Consider the following 15,581-nt stretch of genomic DNA (forward strand, 5'->3'; position numbering starts at 1 on the left):
ATCGATCGGGTGACGAAGAAGAAGCCTGCGGGCGTCTACCACCACGGCGACCTGCGCAATGCCCTGATCCAGGCGGCGGGCGCGCTGGCGGTCGGCGGCGGGCCAGCCGCGGTGACGGTGCGGGCCGCGGCGCGCGAGGTCGGGGTGACGCCGACGGCGGCGTACCGGCACTTCACCAACCAGGAGGCGCTGCTGCAGGCGGCCCAGCAGCAGGCCCAGCGCACGCTCTTCACCGCCATGTCGGCCGAGGTGGACCCGGGCGCGCCCGCCATCGAGCGGCTGCGCGCCGCGGGCCGCGGCTACATCACCTTCGCGCTGCGCGAGCCGGGGCTCTTCCGCACCGCCTTCTGCGCGCCGGCCAACACCGGCGCGCTCGCCGGTGACGAGCCCGCCTTCGCGCTGCTGTCCACGCTCCTGGACGAGCTGGTGGCGACGGGGTACACCGCACCCGAGGACCGCCCCGACGCCGAGATCGCCGCCTGGTCCGCGGTGCACGGCGTGGCCGCGCTGCTGCTGGACGGGGTCTTCTCCTGGCTGGAGCGGGACGCGGCGATCGATGCCGTGGTCGGGGTGGTCGCGCGCGGCCTCGCCACCGGCCCCGCCGCCCGCTGACGGGGGCCGAGTCCCAGCCGCGCAGAGCGCGATTCACCGCGGGCCCGGCTCGCTAGCATGGCGGTATGGCAGGTCTGCGCGCTCGCGCCCTCGGCACCCTGGCCGGGCAACTCGGCAATCCGCACGGAATCCTCGGCACCGTGGTCGCCGGGATGCTGAACCGGAGCAATCGCCCCGCGGTGGCGGCCGCCGTCGCCGCGGCGGGCATCGCGCCCGGAGCGACCGTGGCCGACCTCGGCTTCGGCGGCGGCGCCGGGCTGGCCATGCTGCTGGACAAGGTCGGCTCCAGCGGCATCGTGCACGGCGTCGAGATCTCCCCCGACATGATCGCGAGCGCGCGCAAGCGGTTCGCGCCGCAGGTGCGCTCCGGCACCCTGCAGGTGGCGGAGGGCTCGCTCACCGCGCTGCCGCTGCGGGACGGCGTGCTCGACGCCGCGATCACCGTCAACACGGTGTACTTCGTCGACGACGTGGCCGCCGCCTTCACCGAACTCGCCAGGACCGTCCGCCCCGGCGGGGTCGCGGTGGTCGGCATCGGCGACCCGGAGGCGATGGCGAAGCTGCCCTTCACCGCGCACGGTTTCCGGCTGCGCAGCACCGACGAGGTGGCGGGCGCGCTGGAGCAGAGCGGCTTCCGGGTGCAGCGCAGCAGCCCGGAGGGCACCGCGATCCCGTTCCACGTGCTCGCCGGGCGGCGCGCGGCGGGGTGAGCGGCCCCGGAGACGCGGAAACCCGGTCCGACGGACCGGGTTTCTCGATCTGTGGGCGAAGGGGGACTTGAACCCCCACGTCCTTACGGACACTGGCACCTGAAGCCAGCGCGTCTGCCATTCCGCCACTCGCCCGAGCGACTCGAAGACCGTATCACGCAGCCTCGGCGAAACCGAAATCGCCTGTTGACAGGCTGTGACCAGTCCTTGACCGACCCGGGAACCTCCCGGGCTTTCCAAGAGTTACAGGGGTGGAGGATCGTGGATATCATGCAGTGAACGTGCTCGAACGGCGACACGCCACCCAGTTGTGTCGTTGTTACGGATCGGTAGGAGTCCACACACCGGAGGGAGGCTGAGATGGGCATCGTCGATAGGTTCGAGCGGCGCCTGCAGGGCGCCGTCGGTGATGCGGCCGCTCGCGTTTTCGGTGGCAGTGTCGTCCCCCAGGAAGTGGAGGCGGCCCTGCAGCGTGAGGCGTCCGATCGGGTCCAGGACGTCGGCGGCGGGCACCTGCTCGCGCCGAACAGTTATGTGATAACCGTCAACGCGTCGGATCACCCGCAACTCGTCGCAGATCCCGAGCTCACCAGCAAGGCGTTCGCCAAGCACCTGCACGACTACATCCGCGATCAGGGGTGGCAGACGTACGGCGAAGTACACGTGGCATTCGAGGCATCCCCTACGCTGCACACCGGACAGTTCAGGGCGAGCGGCCGGGTGGATCCCGACGTCGGCCGCGGAGCTCCGGCTCCTGGCCGATCGGGGGCGTCCGCTTCGCCGCCCGGAGCTGCGCACCAACGACCCGCAAACCCGCAACCAGGAGCTGGCCCCATGACGCAGAACTCTGGCTACGACCCGAGCCGTGAGCCCGCGGAGTCCGATCCACGCAACCGCGGGTACGCACCGCCGCCCGCCGGCAGGCCGCAGAACGGCGCCTACGGCGACGACTACGGCCGCGGCGGCGCGCCGGAGGGCTATAGCGACTACCAGGCCGGTGGCGACTACCAGAACGGCTACGGCCCGCAGGGCTACGGCGAGCAGCCCGGATACGGCGCGGGCAGGCCCTACGGCGAGCAGCCCGGCGGCTACGGCCAGCAGCAGGGCGGGTACGGCGCGGGCGGCGCGCCGCAGGCCTACTCCGAGCCCGGCTACGAGCAGCAGCAGGGCGGGTACGGCGGGCAGCCCCCCGGATACGGCGCCGAGCGCGGCTACGGCCAGCCGGGCGGCGGCTACGGCGCGGAGCAGCCCGGCTACGGCGGCGGTGCCCAGCCCGGCTACGGCGACCCCGGCTACGGCGCCGAGCAGCAGGGCGGCTACGGCGCGGAGCAGCAGAGCTACGGCCAGGCCGGGTACGGCGCGGGCGGGCAGGCCGGGTACGGCGAGCAGGGCTACGGCCAGGCGGGCGGCGGCTACGGCGATCGCGGCGGATACCAGGGCGGCGGCGCACCCGCGCCCGCGGGGTACGGCCAGGCGCCGGGCGCGGCGCCCGGCTACGGCCAGGAGCAGGAGTACCGCGAGCCCGGCTACGGCGAGCAGCCCGGCTACGGCCAGGGCGGCGGCTACGGCGCCGATGAGCGCGGCGGCTACGCGGGCCAGCAGGCCGGCTACGGCGAGCGCGCAGGCTACGCGGGCGGCGGCGCGGTGGCGCCCGCGGCCCAGCCCGGCTACGCGGCCCCCGCGGCCGGCTCCGGCTTCCAGGCGACCCTCCAGCTGGACGACGGCAGCGGCCGCACCTACCAGCTCAGGGAGGGGAGCAACATCATCGGCCGCGGCCAGGACGCGCACTTCCGGCTGCCGGACACCGGCGTCTCGCGCAGGCACATCGAGGTTCGCTGGGACGGCCAGACCGCCATGCTCTCGGATCTCGGTTCCACCAACGGGACGCTGGTCAACGGGTCGCCGGTGCAGGACTGGCAGCTCGCGGACGGCGATGTGATCCGGGCCGGACACTCCGAGATCCTGATCCGAATCGTCTGATCCCGTAAGCTCGCCAACCAGATCACAGGTACGACGGCAGCCATAGGCGCCGTCGTACCGTGTTCACACCCGGCCTTCGGCCCTATGATGCTGCCAATCCACGCGCGGCTCGTGGGACGAATCCGAGCCGGGTGAGGTCAGCAAGCCGATGGGGGCTCTCGAGCCGACATCGTCGTCCGCGCACACGGTGAACAGGAGGTGGAACGCCGTGCAGGGACTGATTCTGCAAGTGACCCGTGCGGGGTTCCTCCTGCTGCTGTGGCTGTTCGTGTGGGCTATCCTGCGGACCTTGCGCAGCGACATCTACGCGGCATCCGGCATCCGGATACAGCCCAGGGCCACACGCGGGTCGACGGTGCTGCCTTCCTTCAGCCGAGGCCAGAAGGGCGCCAAATTCCTTGTGGTGACTCATGGTTCACTCGCCGGCACCCGCATCACGCTCAGCACCCAGCCGGTGCTGATCGGGCGTGCGGACGATTCCACGCTGGTACTCACCGACGACTACGCCTCCACCCGGCATGCCCGGATCTCACCGCGCGGTGACGACTGGTACGTCGAGGATCTCGGCTCCACCAACGGCACGTATCTCGACCGTGCGAAAGTCACCACCCCCGTTCGTGTTCCGCTCGGCACCCCGGTGCGAGTCGGCAAAACAGTGATCGAGCTCCGATCGTGACACTTGTTCTCCGCTATGCAGCGCGCAGCGACCGCGGTCTCGTCCGGGCCAACAACGAGGACTCCGTCTACGCGGGCGCACGCCTGCTCGCGCTGGCGGACGGCATGGGCGGCCACGCGGCGGGCGAAGTCGCCTCGCAGCTGATGATCGCCGCGCTGGCCCACCTGGACGACGACGAACCCGGCGACGACCTGCTCGGCAAGCTGGACCATGCCACCCGCGAGGGCAACGCCGCGATCGCCGACCAGGTCGAGGAGGAGCCCGAGCTCGACGGCATGGGCACCACGCTGACCGCGATCCTCTTCGCGGGCAAGAAGCTCGGCATGGTGCACATCGGCGATTCGCGGGCGTACATGCTGCGCGGCTCCGAGCTGGCCCAGATCACCAGGGACGACACCTTCGTGCAGTCGCTGGTGGACGAGGGGCGGATCACCCCCGAGCAGGCGCACACGCACCCGCAGCGCTCGCTGATCATGCGGGCGCTCACCGGCAACGAGATCGACCCGACGCTGGTCATGCGCGAGGCCAAGGCGGGCGACCGCTACCTGCTCTGCTCGGACGGCCTCTCCGACGTGGTCAGCGACGAGACCATCGCGAACACCATGCGCGAGGGCAATACCGACGAGTGCGCCGACCGGCTCATCGAGCTCGCGCTGCGCAGCGGCGGCCCGGACAACGTCACCGTGGTCGTCGCCGACGTCATCGACCTGGACTACGGCCAGAGCCACCCGATCGTGGCGGGCGCCGCCTCCGGGGTGGACGACGACACCCCGCCGCCGAACACCGCCGCCGGCCGGGCCGCCGCCATCCGCCCGCCCCGGCAGAGCACGCCGCGGCGCAGCACCGCGAACGCGGAGCCGGAGCCGCCCGCCAAGTCCAAGAAGCTGCGCTGGATCGCGCTGGCCGTGGCGCTGGTGATCGCGGTCGGGATCGGGCTCATCGTGGGCTACAAGATGATTCGCAGCAATTACTACGTCGGGGCCGACAACGGCTCGGTGGTGATCCTGCGCGGGCTGCCCGGCACCGTGCTCGGCTGGTCCGTGCACGATGTCGACCTGGTCGGCTGCGTGAACAAGACCGGGCAGCTGACGCTGGCCGTGCCCGGCTCCGACCAGCCCGCCGGCTGCCGGCCGCTGAGAGTCGACGACCTGGAGCAGACCGGCCGCGACCAGGTGGAGCGCGGGCTGCCGCCCGGCTCGCTGGAGAAGGCCAAGGACCAGATGGAGGTGCTGGCGCAGCGCGAGCTGCTGCCCGCCTGCGTCAAGGCGACCACGCCCGCGCCGCAGCCGAGCACCCCCGCGCCGCAGCCCGCCGCCTCGCCGGAGCCGGGCGCTCCGGCGCCGGAGCCCGCGCCCGCGCCGCCCGCCGAGCCGCAGCCGGGTCAGGAGAACCAGCCGCCGACGCCGAGGCCGGAGCCGACGCAGCCGTCCACCCCCCAGATCGCGGGGGAGAACTGCCGGGTGACGGACTGATGTCCGCTCCGGCACCGCCGCAGGCCGGGGGGTACCCCAGCCCGCCAGGCGGCTTCGCGCCCGCGCCACCGCCGAGCACGCGGCGGAACGCGGAGCTGCTCCTGCTCGGCTTCGCGGCGGTGATCACCACGGCCTCGCTCTTCCTGGTCGAGGCGAGCCAGGAGCAGTCGGTCACCTGGGAGATCGCCAAGTACGGGCTGGCCTACCTGGCCCTCTTCGGTGTCGCGCACCTGGCGGTGCGGCGCTTCGCGCCATACGCCGACCCGCTGCTGCTGCCGATCGCCGCGCTGCTCAACGGTCTCGGGCTGGTGCTCATCCACCGGCTCGACCTGGCCGCCGCGCAGAGCGCCGCCTACAACGGCTCCGAGGCGCCGTCACCGGACGCCACCTCGCAGGTGCTCTGGACCGCGCTCGGCATGGTCGTCTTCATCGGCGTGCTCGTGGTGCTGCGCGATTACCGCACGCTCGCCCGCTACAGCTACACCCTCGGCCTGGTCGGGCTGGTCGCGCTGGCCATCCCGGCGGTGCTGCCCGGGCGCTTCTCCGAGGCCAACGGCGCCAAGATCTGGATCCGGCTGCCCGGCATCAGCCTGCAGCCGGGCGAGTTCGCCAAGATCCTGCTGATCATCTTCTTCGCCTCGGTGCTCGTCGCCAGGCGCGATCTCTTCACCGTCGCGGGCAAGCGCTTCCTCGGCATGGAGTTCCCGCGCGCCCGCGATCTCGGCCCGATCCTGGTGGTCTGGATCGTCTGCATCGGCGTGCTGGTCTTCGAGAAGGATCTCGGCACCTCGCTGCTGATCTTCAGCACCGTGCTGGTGATGCTCTACATCGCCACCGAGCGGGTCGGCTGGCTGCTCATCGGCTTCTCGCTGCTCGGGGTCGGCTTCGTCTTCGCCTACCAGCTCTTCGGCCACGTCCGGGTGCGGGTGGACACCTGGCTGCACCCGTTCGAGGATTACAACAACACCGGCTACCAGATCTCGCAGTCGCTCTTCGGCCTCGCCACCGGCGGGCTCGCGGGCACCGGGCTCGGCAGCGGCCGCCCCTCGCAGGTGCCGTTCGCCAAGACCGACTTCATCGTCACCACGATCGGCGAGGAGCTCGGGCTGATCGGGCTGGCCGCGGTGCTGATCCTGTTCCTGATGCTGGTGGTGCGCGGGCTGCGCACCGCGCTCGCGGTGCGCGACAGCTTCGGCAAGCTGCTCGCCGCCGGCCTCGCCTTCACCATCGCGGTGCAGGTCTTCGTCGTGGTCGGCGGCGTCACCAAGCTGATCCCGCTGACCGGCCTCACCACCCCGTTCGTCTCGTACGGCGGCTCGTCGCTGCTGGCCAACTACGCGCTGCTGGCGCTGCTGATCCGCATCTCGGACGCCGCGCGGGCCCCCGCGCCCGCGCCGCGCCGGGAGCCGGCCGCCCCGCTCGCGGAGGCCCAGACCGAGATGATCGGGCGCCGACGGGAAGCGAGGCCCCAGGAATGAACACCCCCCTGCGCCGCGTCGCCGTCGCGGTGATGGTCATGATCGTCGCGCTGCTGATGAACGCGACCTACGTGCAGGTCATCAAGGCCGACGACTACCGCACCGACCCGCGCAACTCGCGCGTCCTGCTGGACGAGTACTCCCGCCAGCGCGGCCAGATCGCCGCGGGCGGCACCGTGCTCGCCAGCTCGGTGGCGACCGACGACCGGTACAAGTACCTGCGCACCTACCCCACCGAGCCCGCCGCCTACGCCCCGGTCACCGGCTTCTACTCGATGAACTACGGCAGCACCGGGCTGGAGCGCGCGGAGGACTCGCTGCTCAACGGCTCGGACAGCCAGCTCTTCGGGCGCAGGCTGATCGACATGATCGCCGGGCGCGACCCGCGCGGCGCCAATGTGGTGACCACCCTGAACCCGGCCATGCAGCAGGTCGCCTACGACCAGCTCACCAGCAAGGGCTACACCGGCTCGGTGGTCGCGATCGAGCCGTCCTCGGGCAAGATCCTGACCATGGTCTCCACCCCGAGCTACGACCCGAACCGGCTCTCCGGGCACGACGGCGCCGCTACCTCGCAGGCGTACGAGGAGCTCAGCTCGGACCCGGACCAGCCCATGCTGAACCGGGCCGTCTCGCAGACCTACCCGCCCGGCTCCACCTTCAAGGTGATCACCACCGCGGCCGCGCTCTCCGCCGATGTCGCCAGGCCGGAGGACCAGCTCACCGCCGCGCCGACGATCACGCTGCCCGGTACCAGCACCACGCTGGAGAACTACAACGGCAACACCTGCGGCGGGGGCGGCACCGCCTCGCTGTACGACGCCTTCCGGCTCTCCTGCAACACCGCCTTCGTCGAGCTGAGCCAGCGGGTGGGGGCCGCCGCGCTCAAGGACGAGGCCGCCGCGTTCGGCATCGGCCCGCACCGCGGCATCCCGATCCCGGTGGCGGAGAGCACCGTCGGCAGCATCCCGGACGCGGCCGCGCTCGGCCAGTCCAGCATCGGCCAGCGCGATGTGGCGCTGACCCCGCTGGACAATGCCGTCATCGCGGCGACCGTCGCCAACGGCGGCGTCCGGATGGAGCCGTACCTGGTGGACCAGACCCAGGGCTCCGACCTCAGCGAGCTCTCCCGCACCGAGCCGGTCTCGGTGGGACAGGCGGTCAGCGCCCAGGTAGCGTCACAGCTGACCAACCTGATGATCGCCTCGGAGAACAACACCGCCGGCAGTGGGCGGTCCGGTTACCAGATCGCCTCCAAGACCGGCACCGCCGAGCACGGCAGCGACCCACGGAATACCCCGCCGCACGCGTGGTACATCGCCTTCGCGCCCGCCCAGAACCCGAAGATCGCCATCGCGGTGATCGTCGAGAACGGCGGGGATCGCGCGCTGGCCGCGACCGGTGGCTCGGTGGCGGCTCCGGTCGCGCGCGCGGTGCTGGACGCCGGGCTGCGAGGGGGCTGAACATATGGACGTGCGAGTGAATGTACGGGGGCCCCAGTGCTGAACAACGGCGCCATGATCGCCGACCGATACCGCCTGCACCGGCTCATCGCCACCGGTGGCATGGGGCAGGTGTGGGAAGCCCTCGACACCCGGCTGGACCGCCGGGTCGCCGTCAAGGTGCTCAAGGCCGAGTTCTCCACCGACCCCACCTTCCGGCAGCGCTTCCGCACCGAGGCGAAGACCACCGCGCAGCTGAACCACTCCGGCATCGCGGGCATCTACGACTACGGCGAGACGCTCGACCCCTCCGGCGGCGAGATGGCCTACCTGGTCATGGAGCTGGTGCAGGGTGAGCCGCTGAACGCGGTGCTGAACCGGCTCGGCAGGCTCTCCGTCGTGCAGGGCCTCGACATGCTGGAGCAGACCGGAAGGGCGCTGGAGGCGGCGCACGTCGCCGGCGTGGTGCACCGCGACGTCAAGCCGGGCAACATCCTGGTGACGCCGACCGGGCAGGTCAAGATCACCGACTTCGGCATCGCCAAGGCGGTGGACGCCTCGCCGGTCACCAAGACCGGCATGGTGATGGGCACCGCCCAGTACATCGCGCCCGAGCAGGCGGTCGGCGAGGACGCCACCGCCTCCTCCGACGTCTACTCGCTGGGCGTTGTCGGTTACGAGGCGCTGGCCGGGCAGCGGCCCTTCACCGGCGACGGCGCCATCACCGTCGCCATGAAGCACGTGCGCGAGGCACCGCCGCCGATGCCCGCCGATCTGCCCGCCAATGTGCGCGAGCTCATCGAGATCGTCATGGCCAAGGACCCGAACCAGCGCTACGCCAGCGGCGGCGAGTTCGCCGACGCCGTGGCCGCGGTCAAGGCCGGGCGCCGCCCGCCGCCGCCGCGCGCCCCCGCCACCGGGTCGATGACCGGCGCCACCCGGGTGCTCCCGCCCGGGCCGACCGCCATGATCCCGTCCGGCCAGCAGACCTACGAGGGCGCCACCGTGCGCTACTCGGCGCCCGCGGCCAACGCGGTCGCGCACGCGGGCCCGCCGACGCACGGCCACGCCCCGGCCACCGCGCACGCGCAGCGGATCCCGCCCGCGGGCCCCGGGCCGGAGCACAGGGACGAGAGCAAGACCACCCGGAATTGGCTGATCGCGCTCGGCATCGGCGCGGTGCTGCTCGGCGGCGCCGTGATCTACCTGCTCTTCGGCGGCGACACCAACCCGGACAACCCCCCGGCGCCGACCACGACGCAGGCCCCGGTGGCCCCGCCGCCGCCCGCGCCGATCACCACCACCAGGCAGGCGCCCCCGCCGGAGCCGGAGCCCAGCTACGAGCCGCCGCCGACCACGACCGAGGCCCCGCCCACCACCCAGGCGCCGACCGCGACGACGGCGCCGCCGAGCAGCGCGCCGAGCACGACCAAGCCCACCACCACCGCGGGCAGCACCGCGGGCAGCACCACGACGCGCTCCCGCTTCCCGACACTCGACCTGCCGTTCCCCGATGTCCCCGGTGCCCAGGGGGCGGACTCCACTTCCCGCGCGCCCTTCTCCCCGTGGCAAGGACAACGATGACGACCCCGAAGAATCTCGGCTCCCGGTACGAGCTGGGCGAGATCATCGGGTTCGGCGGGATGTCCGAGGTGCACAAGGCCCGCGACGTCCGGCTCAGCCGCGACGTCGCGATCAAGGTGCTCCGCGCCGACCTGGCCCGCGACCCCACCTTCTACCTGCGCTTCAAGCGCGAGGCGCAGAACGCGGCCGCGCTGAACCACCCGGCCATCGTCGCCGTCTACGACACCGGCGAGGCGGAGATCGACGGCGGCCCGCTGCCGTACATCGTGATGGAGTACGTGGACGGCGACACCCTGCGCGACCTGGTGCGCGGCAAGGGCCCGCTGCCGCCGCGGCGCGCCATGGAGGTCATCGCCGACGTCTGCGCGGCGCTCGACTTCAGCCACAACGCGGGCATCGTGCACCGCGACATGAAGCCGGCCAACATCATGATCAACCGCTCCGGCGCGGTGAAGGTCATGGACTTCGGCATCGCCCGCGCCATCGCGGACAGCGCCAACCCCATGACGCAGACCGCCGCGGTGATCGGCACCGCCCAGTACCTCTCCCCCGAGCAGGCCCGCGGCGAGACCGTCGACGCCCGCTCGGACGTCTACTCGGTCGGCTGCGTGCTCTTCGAGATCCTCACCGCCGAGCCGCCGTTCACCGGCGACTCGCCGATCGCCGTCGCCTATCAGCACGTGCGGGAGGATCCCCGGCTGCCCTCGCACGTGCACTCGGGTGTACCGCGCGAGCTGGACTCCGTGGTGCTCAAGGCGATGAGCAAGAACCCGGCGAACCGGTACCAGAGCGCCGCCGAGATGCGCGCCGACCTGATCCGGGTGCTCGGCGGGCAGAAGCCGAGCGCGCCCATGGTGATGACCGACGAGGACCGCACCACCATCCTCGACTCCGAGGAGCCCGCCCCGCGCAGCTACCGCACGGTGGAGCGGCGCGCAGACCCGGACGACGCGGAGCCGCCGGAGCAGAACGAGCGCCGCCGCTCGGCCTACCTGGCGCTCGGCGTCGCGGCCGCGGTGCTGGTGGCGTTCGGGCTGTTCTGGGTGTTCCTCGGCCCCGGGAGCAAACCGGACCAGCGGGCCGTACCCGACCTCTCCGGCAAGCCGGCCGCGCAGGCCCAGACCTCGCTGCAGCAGCTCGGCTTCAGCGTCGCCATCCAGGAGAAGCCGGACGCCAGGGTGGCGGCGGGCAATGTGATCGCCACCCAGCCGCTCGGCGGCTCACGGGCGGACGAGGGCAGCACCATCACCGTGCAGGTCTCCACCGGCCCGCAGCAGGTGCAGGTGCCCAGGCTGGACGGCCTCAGCCAGCAGCAGGCCGAGCAGGAGCTGAACTCCAAGGGGCTGCGGCTGAACCCCGACGTCCGCAGGGAACCCTCCGGCGACCAGGAGCGCGACAAGGTGATCGCGCAGGAGCCGTCGGCGGGGTCGCGGATCGACGTCGACGGCGCGGTGCTCGTCACCGTCGGCACCGGGCCCGAGCAGATCCGGGTGCCGAACGTGGTGGGTCAGGACATCAATGTCGCGCAGCCGAACCTGGTGGACAGCGCGGGGTTCGAGATCGTGATCCAGGAGGTCCAGTCCAGCAGGCCGAAGGGCGAGGTGGTCGCGACAGCGCCGTCCGGCGGCACCACCGCGGAGAAGGGCTCCACCGTCACCGTGCAGGTGTCGAGCGGTGAGCAGGTCCGGATGCCGTCGCTGGTCGGGCTGACCGTGGCGCAGGCGGTGGACCGGCTGCGCGCCGAGGGGTGGTCCGGCGGCGCCGGGCAGATCGACCAGTCCACCCAGGGCACCTTCGACACGCTCGCGGTCGGCAAGGTGATCGGCCAGCAGCCGAGCGCGGGGTCGTCGGTGGCGAAGAACGGCACCGTCTCGCTCACGGTCGGGGTGCTCGGGCCGCCCTGATCGCTCAGGAGAGGTCGAGGTGGCGATTCACCGCGCGCGCCGCCGCGGCCAGCTCGGGCAGCTCGAGCACCTCGACGCCGTGCTGCCGGAGCAGCTCGACGCCGACGCAGTCCGCCACGAAGGTGGCCGGCTCGCGCCAGGCGATCACCACCCGCGGGATGCCCGCGTCCAGCACGCGCTGGGTGCACGGCCGCCTGCTCGCCGTCGCGCGCTGGGAGCAGGGCTCCAGCGTGCTGTACAGCGTGGCCGAGCGCAGCCGGGGGTCGTCGGCGGCCAGCTTGGCCAGTGCCGCCTCCTCGGCGTGGTTCTTCTCGTCGCCCTCGCGGGAGTAGCCGGTCGCCAGCTCCACGCCGTCCGCCACCACGATCGCGCCCACCGAGAAGGCCGTCGCGCTGGGCGGGCTGAGCCGGGCGAGGTCGATGGCGCGCCGGAGGTAGCGGTGGTCGTCGCCGGGCATCAACTCTCCCTCTCAGCACGCGGCAGGTAGCGCAGCACGGCCACGTCGCCGACGGTGTCGACCCCGGCCAGCCGCATCCGGTGCGCGGGGCCGCCGGGGAACGCGGCCTGGCCGACGAAGCGCGGGGCCGCCGCGTCGCCGATCAGGATCGGCGCCACCGCGACGTGCAGTTCGTCGGCGAGCCCGGCGGCCAGGAAGGCGGTGTGCATCCGGGTGCCGCCCTCCACCATGAGCCGCCCGATTCCGCGCACGCCGAGATCGTCGAGCAGCGCGGCCGGGTCCAGCTCGGGGCCGAGGCTGTGGATCTCGGCCAGCCCGGTCAGCCGGTCGCCGAGCCGGGTGCGGCCCGCGTCGGTGGTGTAGACGAGCTTGGCGCCGCCGTGGTGCCAGAACCGCAGCCCGGCGTCGAGGTCGCCGAGCGCGGTCACCGTGATCTTGAGCGGGTACTCGGGCTTGCCCGCCGCCGCCCTGGCCGCGCGGCGCTCGGCGCTGTTCACCAGCAGCCGCGGATTATCCCGGCGCAGGGTCTCGGCGCCGATCAGAATGGCGTCCGACTCGGCCCGCACCCGATCGACCCGGTCGAAATCGGCGGCGTTGGAGAGCAGCAGCCGCTGCGGGCTCGCGTCATCGATATACCCGTCGACGCTGACGGCGACGGACAGCAGCACGTGCGGCCTCGGGTGCGCGCGCCCCGGCACGGGCCGCTGGGCCGAATCGGGCTTCCGCCCGGGCGCCGCGCCCGCGCTCACTGCGGCACCAGCGCGGCGACCTCCGCTTCCAGCCTCGCGACCAGCCCCTCGGCGGGGCGCTGCCCGCACACCTCCAGCCAGTTCGCGAGCATCCGGTGGCCGCCCCTGGTGAGCACCGACTCCGGGTGGAACTGCACGCCGTGGATCGGCAGCGTGCGGTGCCGCATGGCCATCACGATCCCGCTCTCGGTGCGGCCGAGCACCTCGATCTCCGGCGGCAGCGTCTCCTCCAGCACGGTGAGCGAGTGGTAGCGGGTGGCGGTGAAGGGGTCGGGCAGCCCGGCCAGCACCCCGGCCCCGAGGTGGAACACCTCGCTGGTCTTGCCGTGCAGCAGCTCGGGTGCGCGGGTGACGGTGCCGCCGAAGACCGCGCCGATCGCCTGGTGCCCGAGGCAGACCCCGAGCAGCGGCGTCGCGGCGTCGGCGCAGGCGCGCACCAGCTCCATGCTGACGCCCGCGCGATCCGGGGTGCCGGGGCCGGGGCTGATCAGCACCCCGTCGTACTCGGTGGCGATCCCGGCCGGATCGGCCAGTTCCGGGTCGTCGTTGCGCCACACCACGGCCTCGACCCCCAGCTGACCCAGGTACTGGACCAGGTTGAAGACGAAGCTGTCGTAGTTGTCGACGACCAGAACGCGCATGAGACGAGGGTACTGGCCCGCGCAAACCGGTATTCGGGGCCGTGACCTGGTGGGCTAGCCTGGAACCCGAGACCACGCGGGCGGCCGGTACCCCGCCCGTACGCCGAACGCGAGGACACCATGCCGAAGTCGAAGGTCCGCAAGAAGACCGACTACACCGTCAACCCGGCCAGCCGCACCCCCGTGAAGGTCAAGGCGGTAGGCCCGTCGCCGGTCTGGTACGTCGCCGTCATGCTCGGCTTCATGCTGGCGGGGCTGGTCTGGCTGCTCGTCTACTACCTGGCCGCCGAGCAGATCCAGTGGATGGCCGATCTCAATGCCTGGAACTTTCTCATCGGCTTCGGGCTCATGGTGGTCGGGCTGATCATGACCATGCGGTGGCGCTGACCTGGTCCTCACCCGAATCACACCGGTGTGTTTCATGCACACCTGTGGATGATTCTGTGGACAACTCGAGGACAAACTGGGGAGAACGCCCGTGAACGCCGGTGACACCGACGATCGCACCACCTGGACCACCCCCGCACCCGCCCTGGCCGCCGTGGCCGCGGGCGGGGTCGCGCTCGGCATCGCCGCGCTCTTCGCCGCCGACGCCCCGAGCATGGTGCTGGTCGGCGTGGCCGCGCTCGGCCTGCTCGGCCTGGCCGCGCTCGGCCTGCGCCAGCGCCCCCGGGTGACGATCCTGCCCGGCGCCGAGCCGCGGCTGGTGGTGCGCGGGCTCACCGGCCCGGTCACCTACACCCGCCCGCAGATCCTGCGCGCGCGGATCACGCACTACCGCAGGCTGGGCCGGAAGACGCCGATGCTCGAGCTCGACGTCGAGCGGGCGGACAGCGACGACGACCGCCTGCTCATCTTCGGCCGCTGGGATCTGGGCGCGAGCCCGGAGGAGCTCTTCGACGCCATGCTCAGGCACAACCTGGTGCACCGGAGCTGAGCCGGGCGCGGCACCGCTCCGGCGCGCCGACATCGGTCAGGCGACGAGGCTCATCCCGGCCGCGCCGATCACCGCGAGCGCCCCGAGCCCGACCGCCGCCAGGCTCACCCAGCCGATGGTGCGCGCCGCCTCCGGTGATTTCGCGCCCGCCCACTGCGGCAGGAAGAGCACCCCGAGCGTGGCCAGCGTGCCCGCGGCCAGCCCGCCGAGGTGCCCCCAGAGCGAGATGCCGGGCAGCGAGAGGCTGATGATCACATTGATGCCGATCACGATGAGCATCTGATTCGGGCTCTGCCGCAGCCGGATCAGCACCACGGTGACCGCGCCGAAGAGGCCGTACACCGCCCCGGAGGCGCCCGCCGTCAGGCTGTCCTGGGAGAAGAGCATGACGCCCGCCGAGCCGCCGAGCAGCGCCACCAGGTACACCAGCAGGTACCGCACCCGCCCGAGCACGAGCTCGCAATCCCGGCCGACCACGTACAGCGCGAACATATTGACCAGCAGGTGCAGCGGGCCGTAGTGCAGGAAGCCGGAGCCGAGCACCCGCCACCACTCGCCGTCGGCCACCGCGGGCGGGTAGAGCACCCACTGCAGGAAGAGCCGGGAGCGCTGGTTGTCCACCACGCTGTTCGCCTGGGCCGCGGTGATGCCGAAGATCACCAGGTTGAGCGCGATCAGCGCGTAGGTGACCAGGGGGCGCGGCGCGGTGCCCGCGGGCGCGCCCGCGACCGTGCGCACCTGCGGGGCGGAGCGCCGATCCTGTTGCAGGCAGTCCACGCAGTGCTGCCCGACGGCGGCGGGCCGCAGGCAGTCCGCGCACGCGGGACGGCCGCAGCGGGTGCAGGCGAGCCCGGTCGCCCGGTCCGGGTGCCGGACGCAGACGGGGGCGGGCGGTTGTGGTTGCATCGTCTCCTCGCTCCGTTCCCGCCACGCGGCGGT

The 15,581-nt window shown here is 72.4% G+C and carries 15 protein-coding genes and 1 tRNA gene; 11 read left to right on the plus strand and 5 right to left on the minus strand.

Going from position 1 to position 15,581, the window contains the following annotated elements; all coding sequences use genetic code 11:
• Positions 1-9: 9 nt before the first annotated feature.
• Positions 10-612 carry a TetR-like C-terminal domain-containing protein gene (locus NH2_RS04800; RefSeq protein ID WP_084505218.1) on the plus strand — a complete coding sequence of 201 codons (603 nt, stop codon included), beginning with the start codon at positions 10-12 and terminating at the stop codon, positions 610-612.
• A 65-nt stretch (positions 613-677) separates the two neighbouring features.
• Positions 678-1,322: a class I SAM-dependent methyltransferase gene (locus NH2_RS04805; protein WP_067648667.1), complete on the plus strand. Its 645-nt coding sequence runs from the start codon at positions 678-680 to the stop codon at positions 1,320-1,322.
• Positions 1,323-1,374: 52 nt separating this feature from the next.
• Here the strand turns inward: NH2_RS04805 and NH2_RS04810 are convergent.
• Positions 1,375-1,457 (minus strand) — tRNA-Leu (locus tag NH2_RS04810).
• A 225-nt stretch (positions 1,458-1,682) separates the two neighbouring features.
• Here NH2_RS04810 and NH2_RS04815 point away from each other — a divergent pair.
• From NH2_RS04815 to pknB, 7 genes are all read left to right on the plus strand, one after another.
• Positions 1,683-3,302, plus strand: a complete 1,620-nt coding sequence (locus tag NH2_RS04815; RefSeq protein ID WP_067648669.1) for an FHA domain-containing protein — start codon at positions 1,683-1,685, stop codon at positions 3,300-3,302.
• A gap of 208 nt (positions 3,303-3,510) precedes the next feature.
• The gene (locus NH2_RS04820) at positions 3,511-3,978 is read left to right on the plus strand and encodes an FHA domain-containing protein FhaB/FipA (RefSeq protein WP_067649353.1); all 468 of its coding nucleotides are present in this window, start codon (positions 3,511-3,513) and stop codon (positions 3,976-3,978) included.
• Positions 3,975-5,450 carry a PP2C family protein-serine/threonine phosphatase gene (locus NH2_RS04825; RefSeq protein WP_067648672.1) on the plus strand — a complete coding sequence of 492 codons (1,476 nt, stop codon included), beginning with the start codon at positions 3,975-3,977 and terminating at the stop codon, positions 5,448-5,450. The genes NH2_RS04820 and NH2_RS04825 overlap by 4 nt, the downstream gene beginning before the upstream one ends.
• Positions 5,450-6,928 (plus strand): FtsW/RodA/SpoVE family cell cycle protein, encoded by a 1,479-nt coding sequence (locus tag NH2_RS04830; protein WP_067648675.1) that lies wholly within the window; start codon positions 5,450-5,452, stop codon positions 6,926-6,928. The genes NH2_RS04825 and NH2_RS04830 overlap by 1 nt, the downstream gene beginning before the upstream one ends.
• Positions 6,925-8,391, plus strand: coding sequence for a peptidoglycan D,D-transpeptidase FtsI family protein (locus NH2_RS04835; RefSeq protein WP_067648678.1), 1,467 nt, complete (start codon positions 6,925-6,927; stop codon positions 8,389-8,391). Before NH2_RS04830 ends, NH2_RS04835 begins: the two co-directional genes overlap by 4 nt.
• Before the next feature lie 54 nt (positions 8,392-8,445).
• A complete protein-coding gene (locus tag NH2_RS04840; RefSeq protein WP_084505249.1) occupies positions 8,446-9,954 on the plus strand; it encodes a protein kinase domain-containing protein in 1,509 nt (502 codons plus the stop codon).
• Positions 9,951-11,858, plus strand: coding sequence for a Stk1 family PASTA domain-containing Ser/Thr kinase (gene pknB, locus NH2_RS04845; RefSeq protein ID WP_067648683.1), 1,908 nt, complete (start codon positions 9,951-9,953; stop codon positions 11,856-11,858). Before NH2_RS04840 ends, pknB begins: the two co-directional genes overlap by 4 nt.
• Positions 11,859-11,862: 4 nt before the next feature.
• Here the strand turns inward: pknB and NH2_RS04850 are convergent, their stop codons facing one another.
• From NH2_RS04850 to NH2_RS04860, 3 genes are all read right to left on the minus strand, one after another.
• Complete coding sequence (locus NH2_RS04850; protein WP_067648686.1) at positions 11,863-12,315, minus strand: deaminase; 453 nt, start codon at positions 12,313-12,315, stop codon at positions 11,863-11,865.
• Entirely contained in the window at positions 12,315-12,983 is a 669-nt protein-coding gene (locus tag NH2_RS04855; protein ID WP_245650424.1) for a RibD family protein, read from the minus strand. Before NH2_RS04855 ends, NH2_RS04850 begins: the two co-directional genes overlap by 1 nt.
• 77 nt (positions 12,984-13,060) lie before the next feature.
• Positions 13,061-13,705, minus strand: coding sequence for an aminodeoxychorismate/anthranilate synthase component II (locus NH2_RS04860; RefSeq protein ID WP_067648689.1), 645 nt, complete (start codon positions 13,703-13,705; stop codon positions 13,061-13,063).
• 120 nt (positions 13,706-13,825) lie between these two features.
• On the opposite strand from NH2_RS04860, the gene crgA reads away from it, so the two are divergent.
• Together crgA and NH2_RS04870 are read left to right on the plus strand one after the other, a co-directional pair.
• Positions 13,826-14,092, plus strand: a complete 267-nt coding sequence (gene crgA / locus NH2_RS04865; protein WP_067648692.1) for a cell division protein CrgA — start codon at positions 13,826-13,828, stop codon at positions 14,090-14,092.
• A 91-nt stretch (positions 14,093-14,183) separates the two neighbouring features.
• Positions 14,184-14,642, plus strand: a complete 459-nt coding sequence (locus NH2_RS04870; RefSeq protein WP_067648695.1) for a PH domain-containing protein — start codon at positions 14,184-14,186, stop codon at positions 14,640-14,642.
• A 36-nt stretch (positions 14,643-14,678) separates the two neighbouring features.
• Here NH2_RS04870 and NH2_RS04875 read toward each other — a convergent pair whose 3' ends face one another.
• The gene (locus NH2_RS04875) at positions 14,679-15,548 is read right to left on the minus strand and encodes a rhomboid family intramembrane serine protease (protein ID WP_067649359.1); all 870 of its coding nucleotides are present in this window, start codon (positions 15,546-15,548) and stop codon (positions 14,679-14,681) included.
• Positions 15,549-15,581: the final 33 nt, after the last annotated feature.

Origin of the sequence: Nocardia harenae NBRC 108248 (assembly GCF_001612885.1) — a bacterium.
Taxonomy (GTDB): Bacteria; Actinomycetota; Actinomycetes; order Mycobacteriales; family Mycobacteriaceae; genus Nocardia; species Nocardia harenae.

Coding starts and splice junctions, on each gene's coding strand:
- NH2_RS04805 (WP_067648667.1), top strand. CDS start 678: ATGGCAGGTCTGCGCGCTCGCGCCCTCGGCACCCTGGCCGGGCAACTC.
- NH2_RS04815 (WP_067648669.1), top strand. CDS start 1,683: ATGGGCATCGTCGATAGGTTCGAGCGGCGCCTGCAGGGCGCCGTCGGT.
- NH2_RS04830 (WP_067648675.1), top strand. CDS start 5,450: ATGTCCGCTCCGGCACCGCCGCAGGCCGGGGGGTACCCCAGCCCGCCA.
- NH2_RS04835 (WP_067648678.1), top strand. CDS start 6,925: ATGAACACCCCCCTGCGCCGCGTCGCCGTCGCGGTGATGGTCATGATC.
- NH2_RS04840 (WP_084505249.1), top strand. CDS start 8,446: ATGATCGCCGACCGATACCGCCTGCACCGGCTCATCGCCACCGGTGGC.
- pknB (WP_067648683.1), top strand. CDS start 9,951: ATGACGACCCCGAAGAATCTCGGCTCCCGGTACGAGCTGGGCGAGATC.
- NH2_RS04850 (WP_067648686.1), bottom strand. CDS start 12,315: ATGCCCGGCGACGACCACCGCTACCTCCGGCGCGCCATCGACCTCGCC.
- NH2_RS04860 (WP_067648689.1), bottom strand. CDS start 13,705: ATGCGCGTTCTGGTCGTCGACAACTACGACAGCTTCGTCTTCAACCTG.
- crgA (WP_067648692.1), top strand. CDS start 13,826: ATGCCGAAGTCGAAGGTCCGCAAGAAGACCGACTACACCGTCAACCCG.
- NH2_RS04875 (WP_067649359.1), bottom strand. CDS start 15,548: ATGCAACCACAACCGCCCGCCCCCGTCTGCGTCCGGCACCCGGACCGG.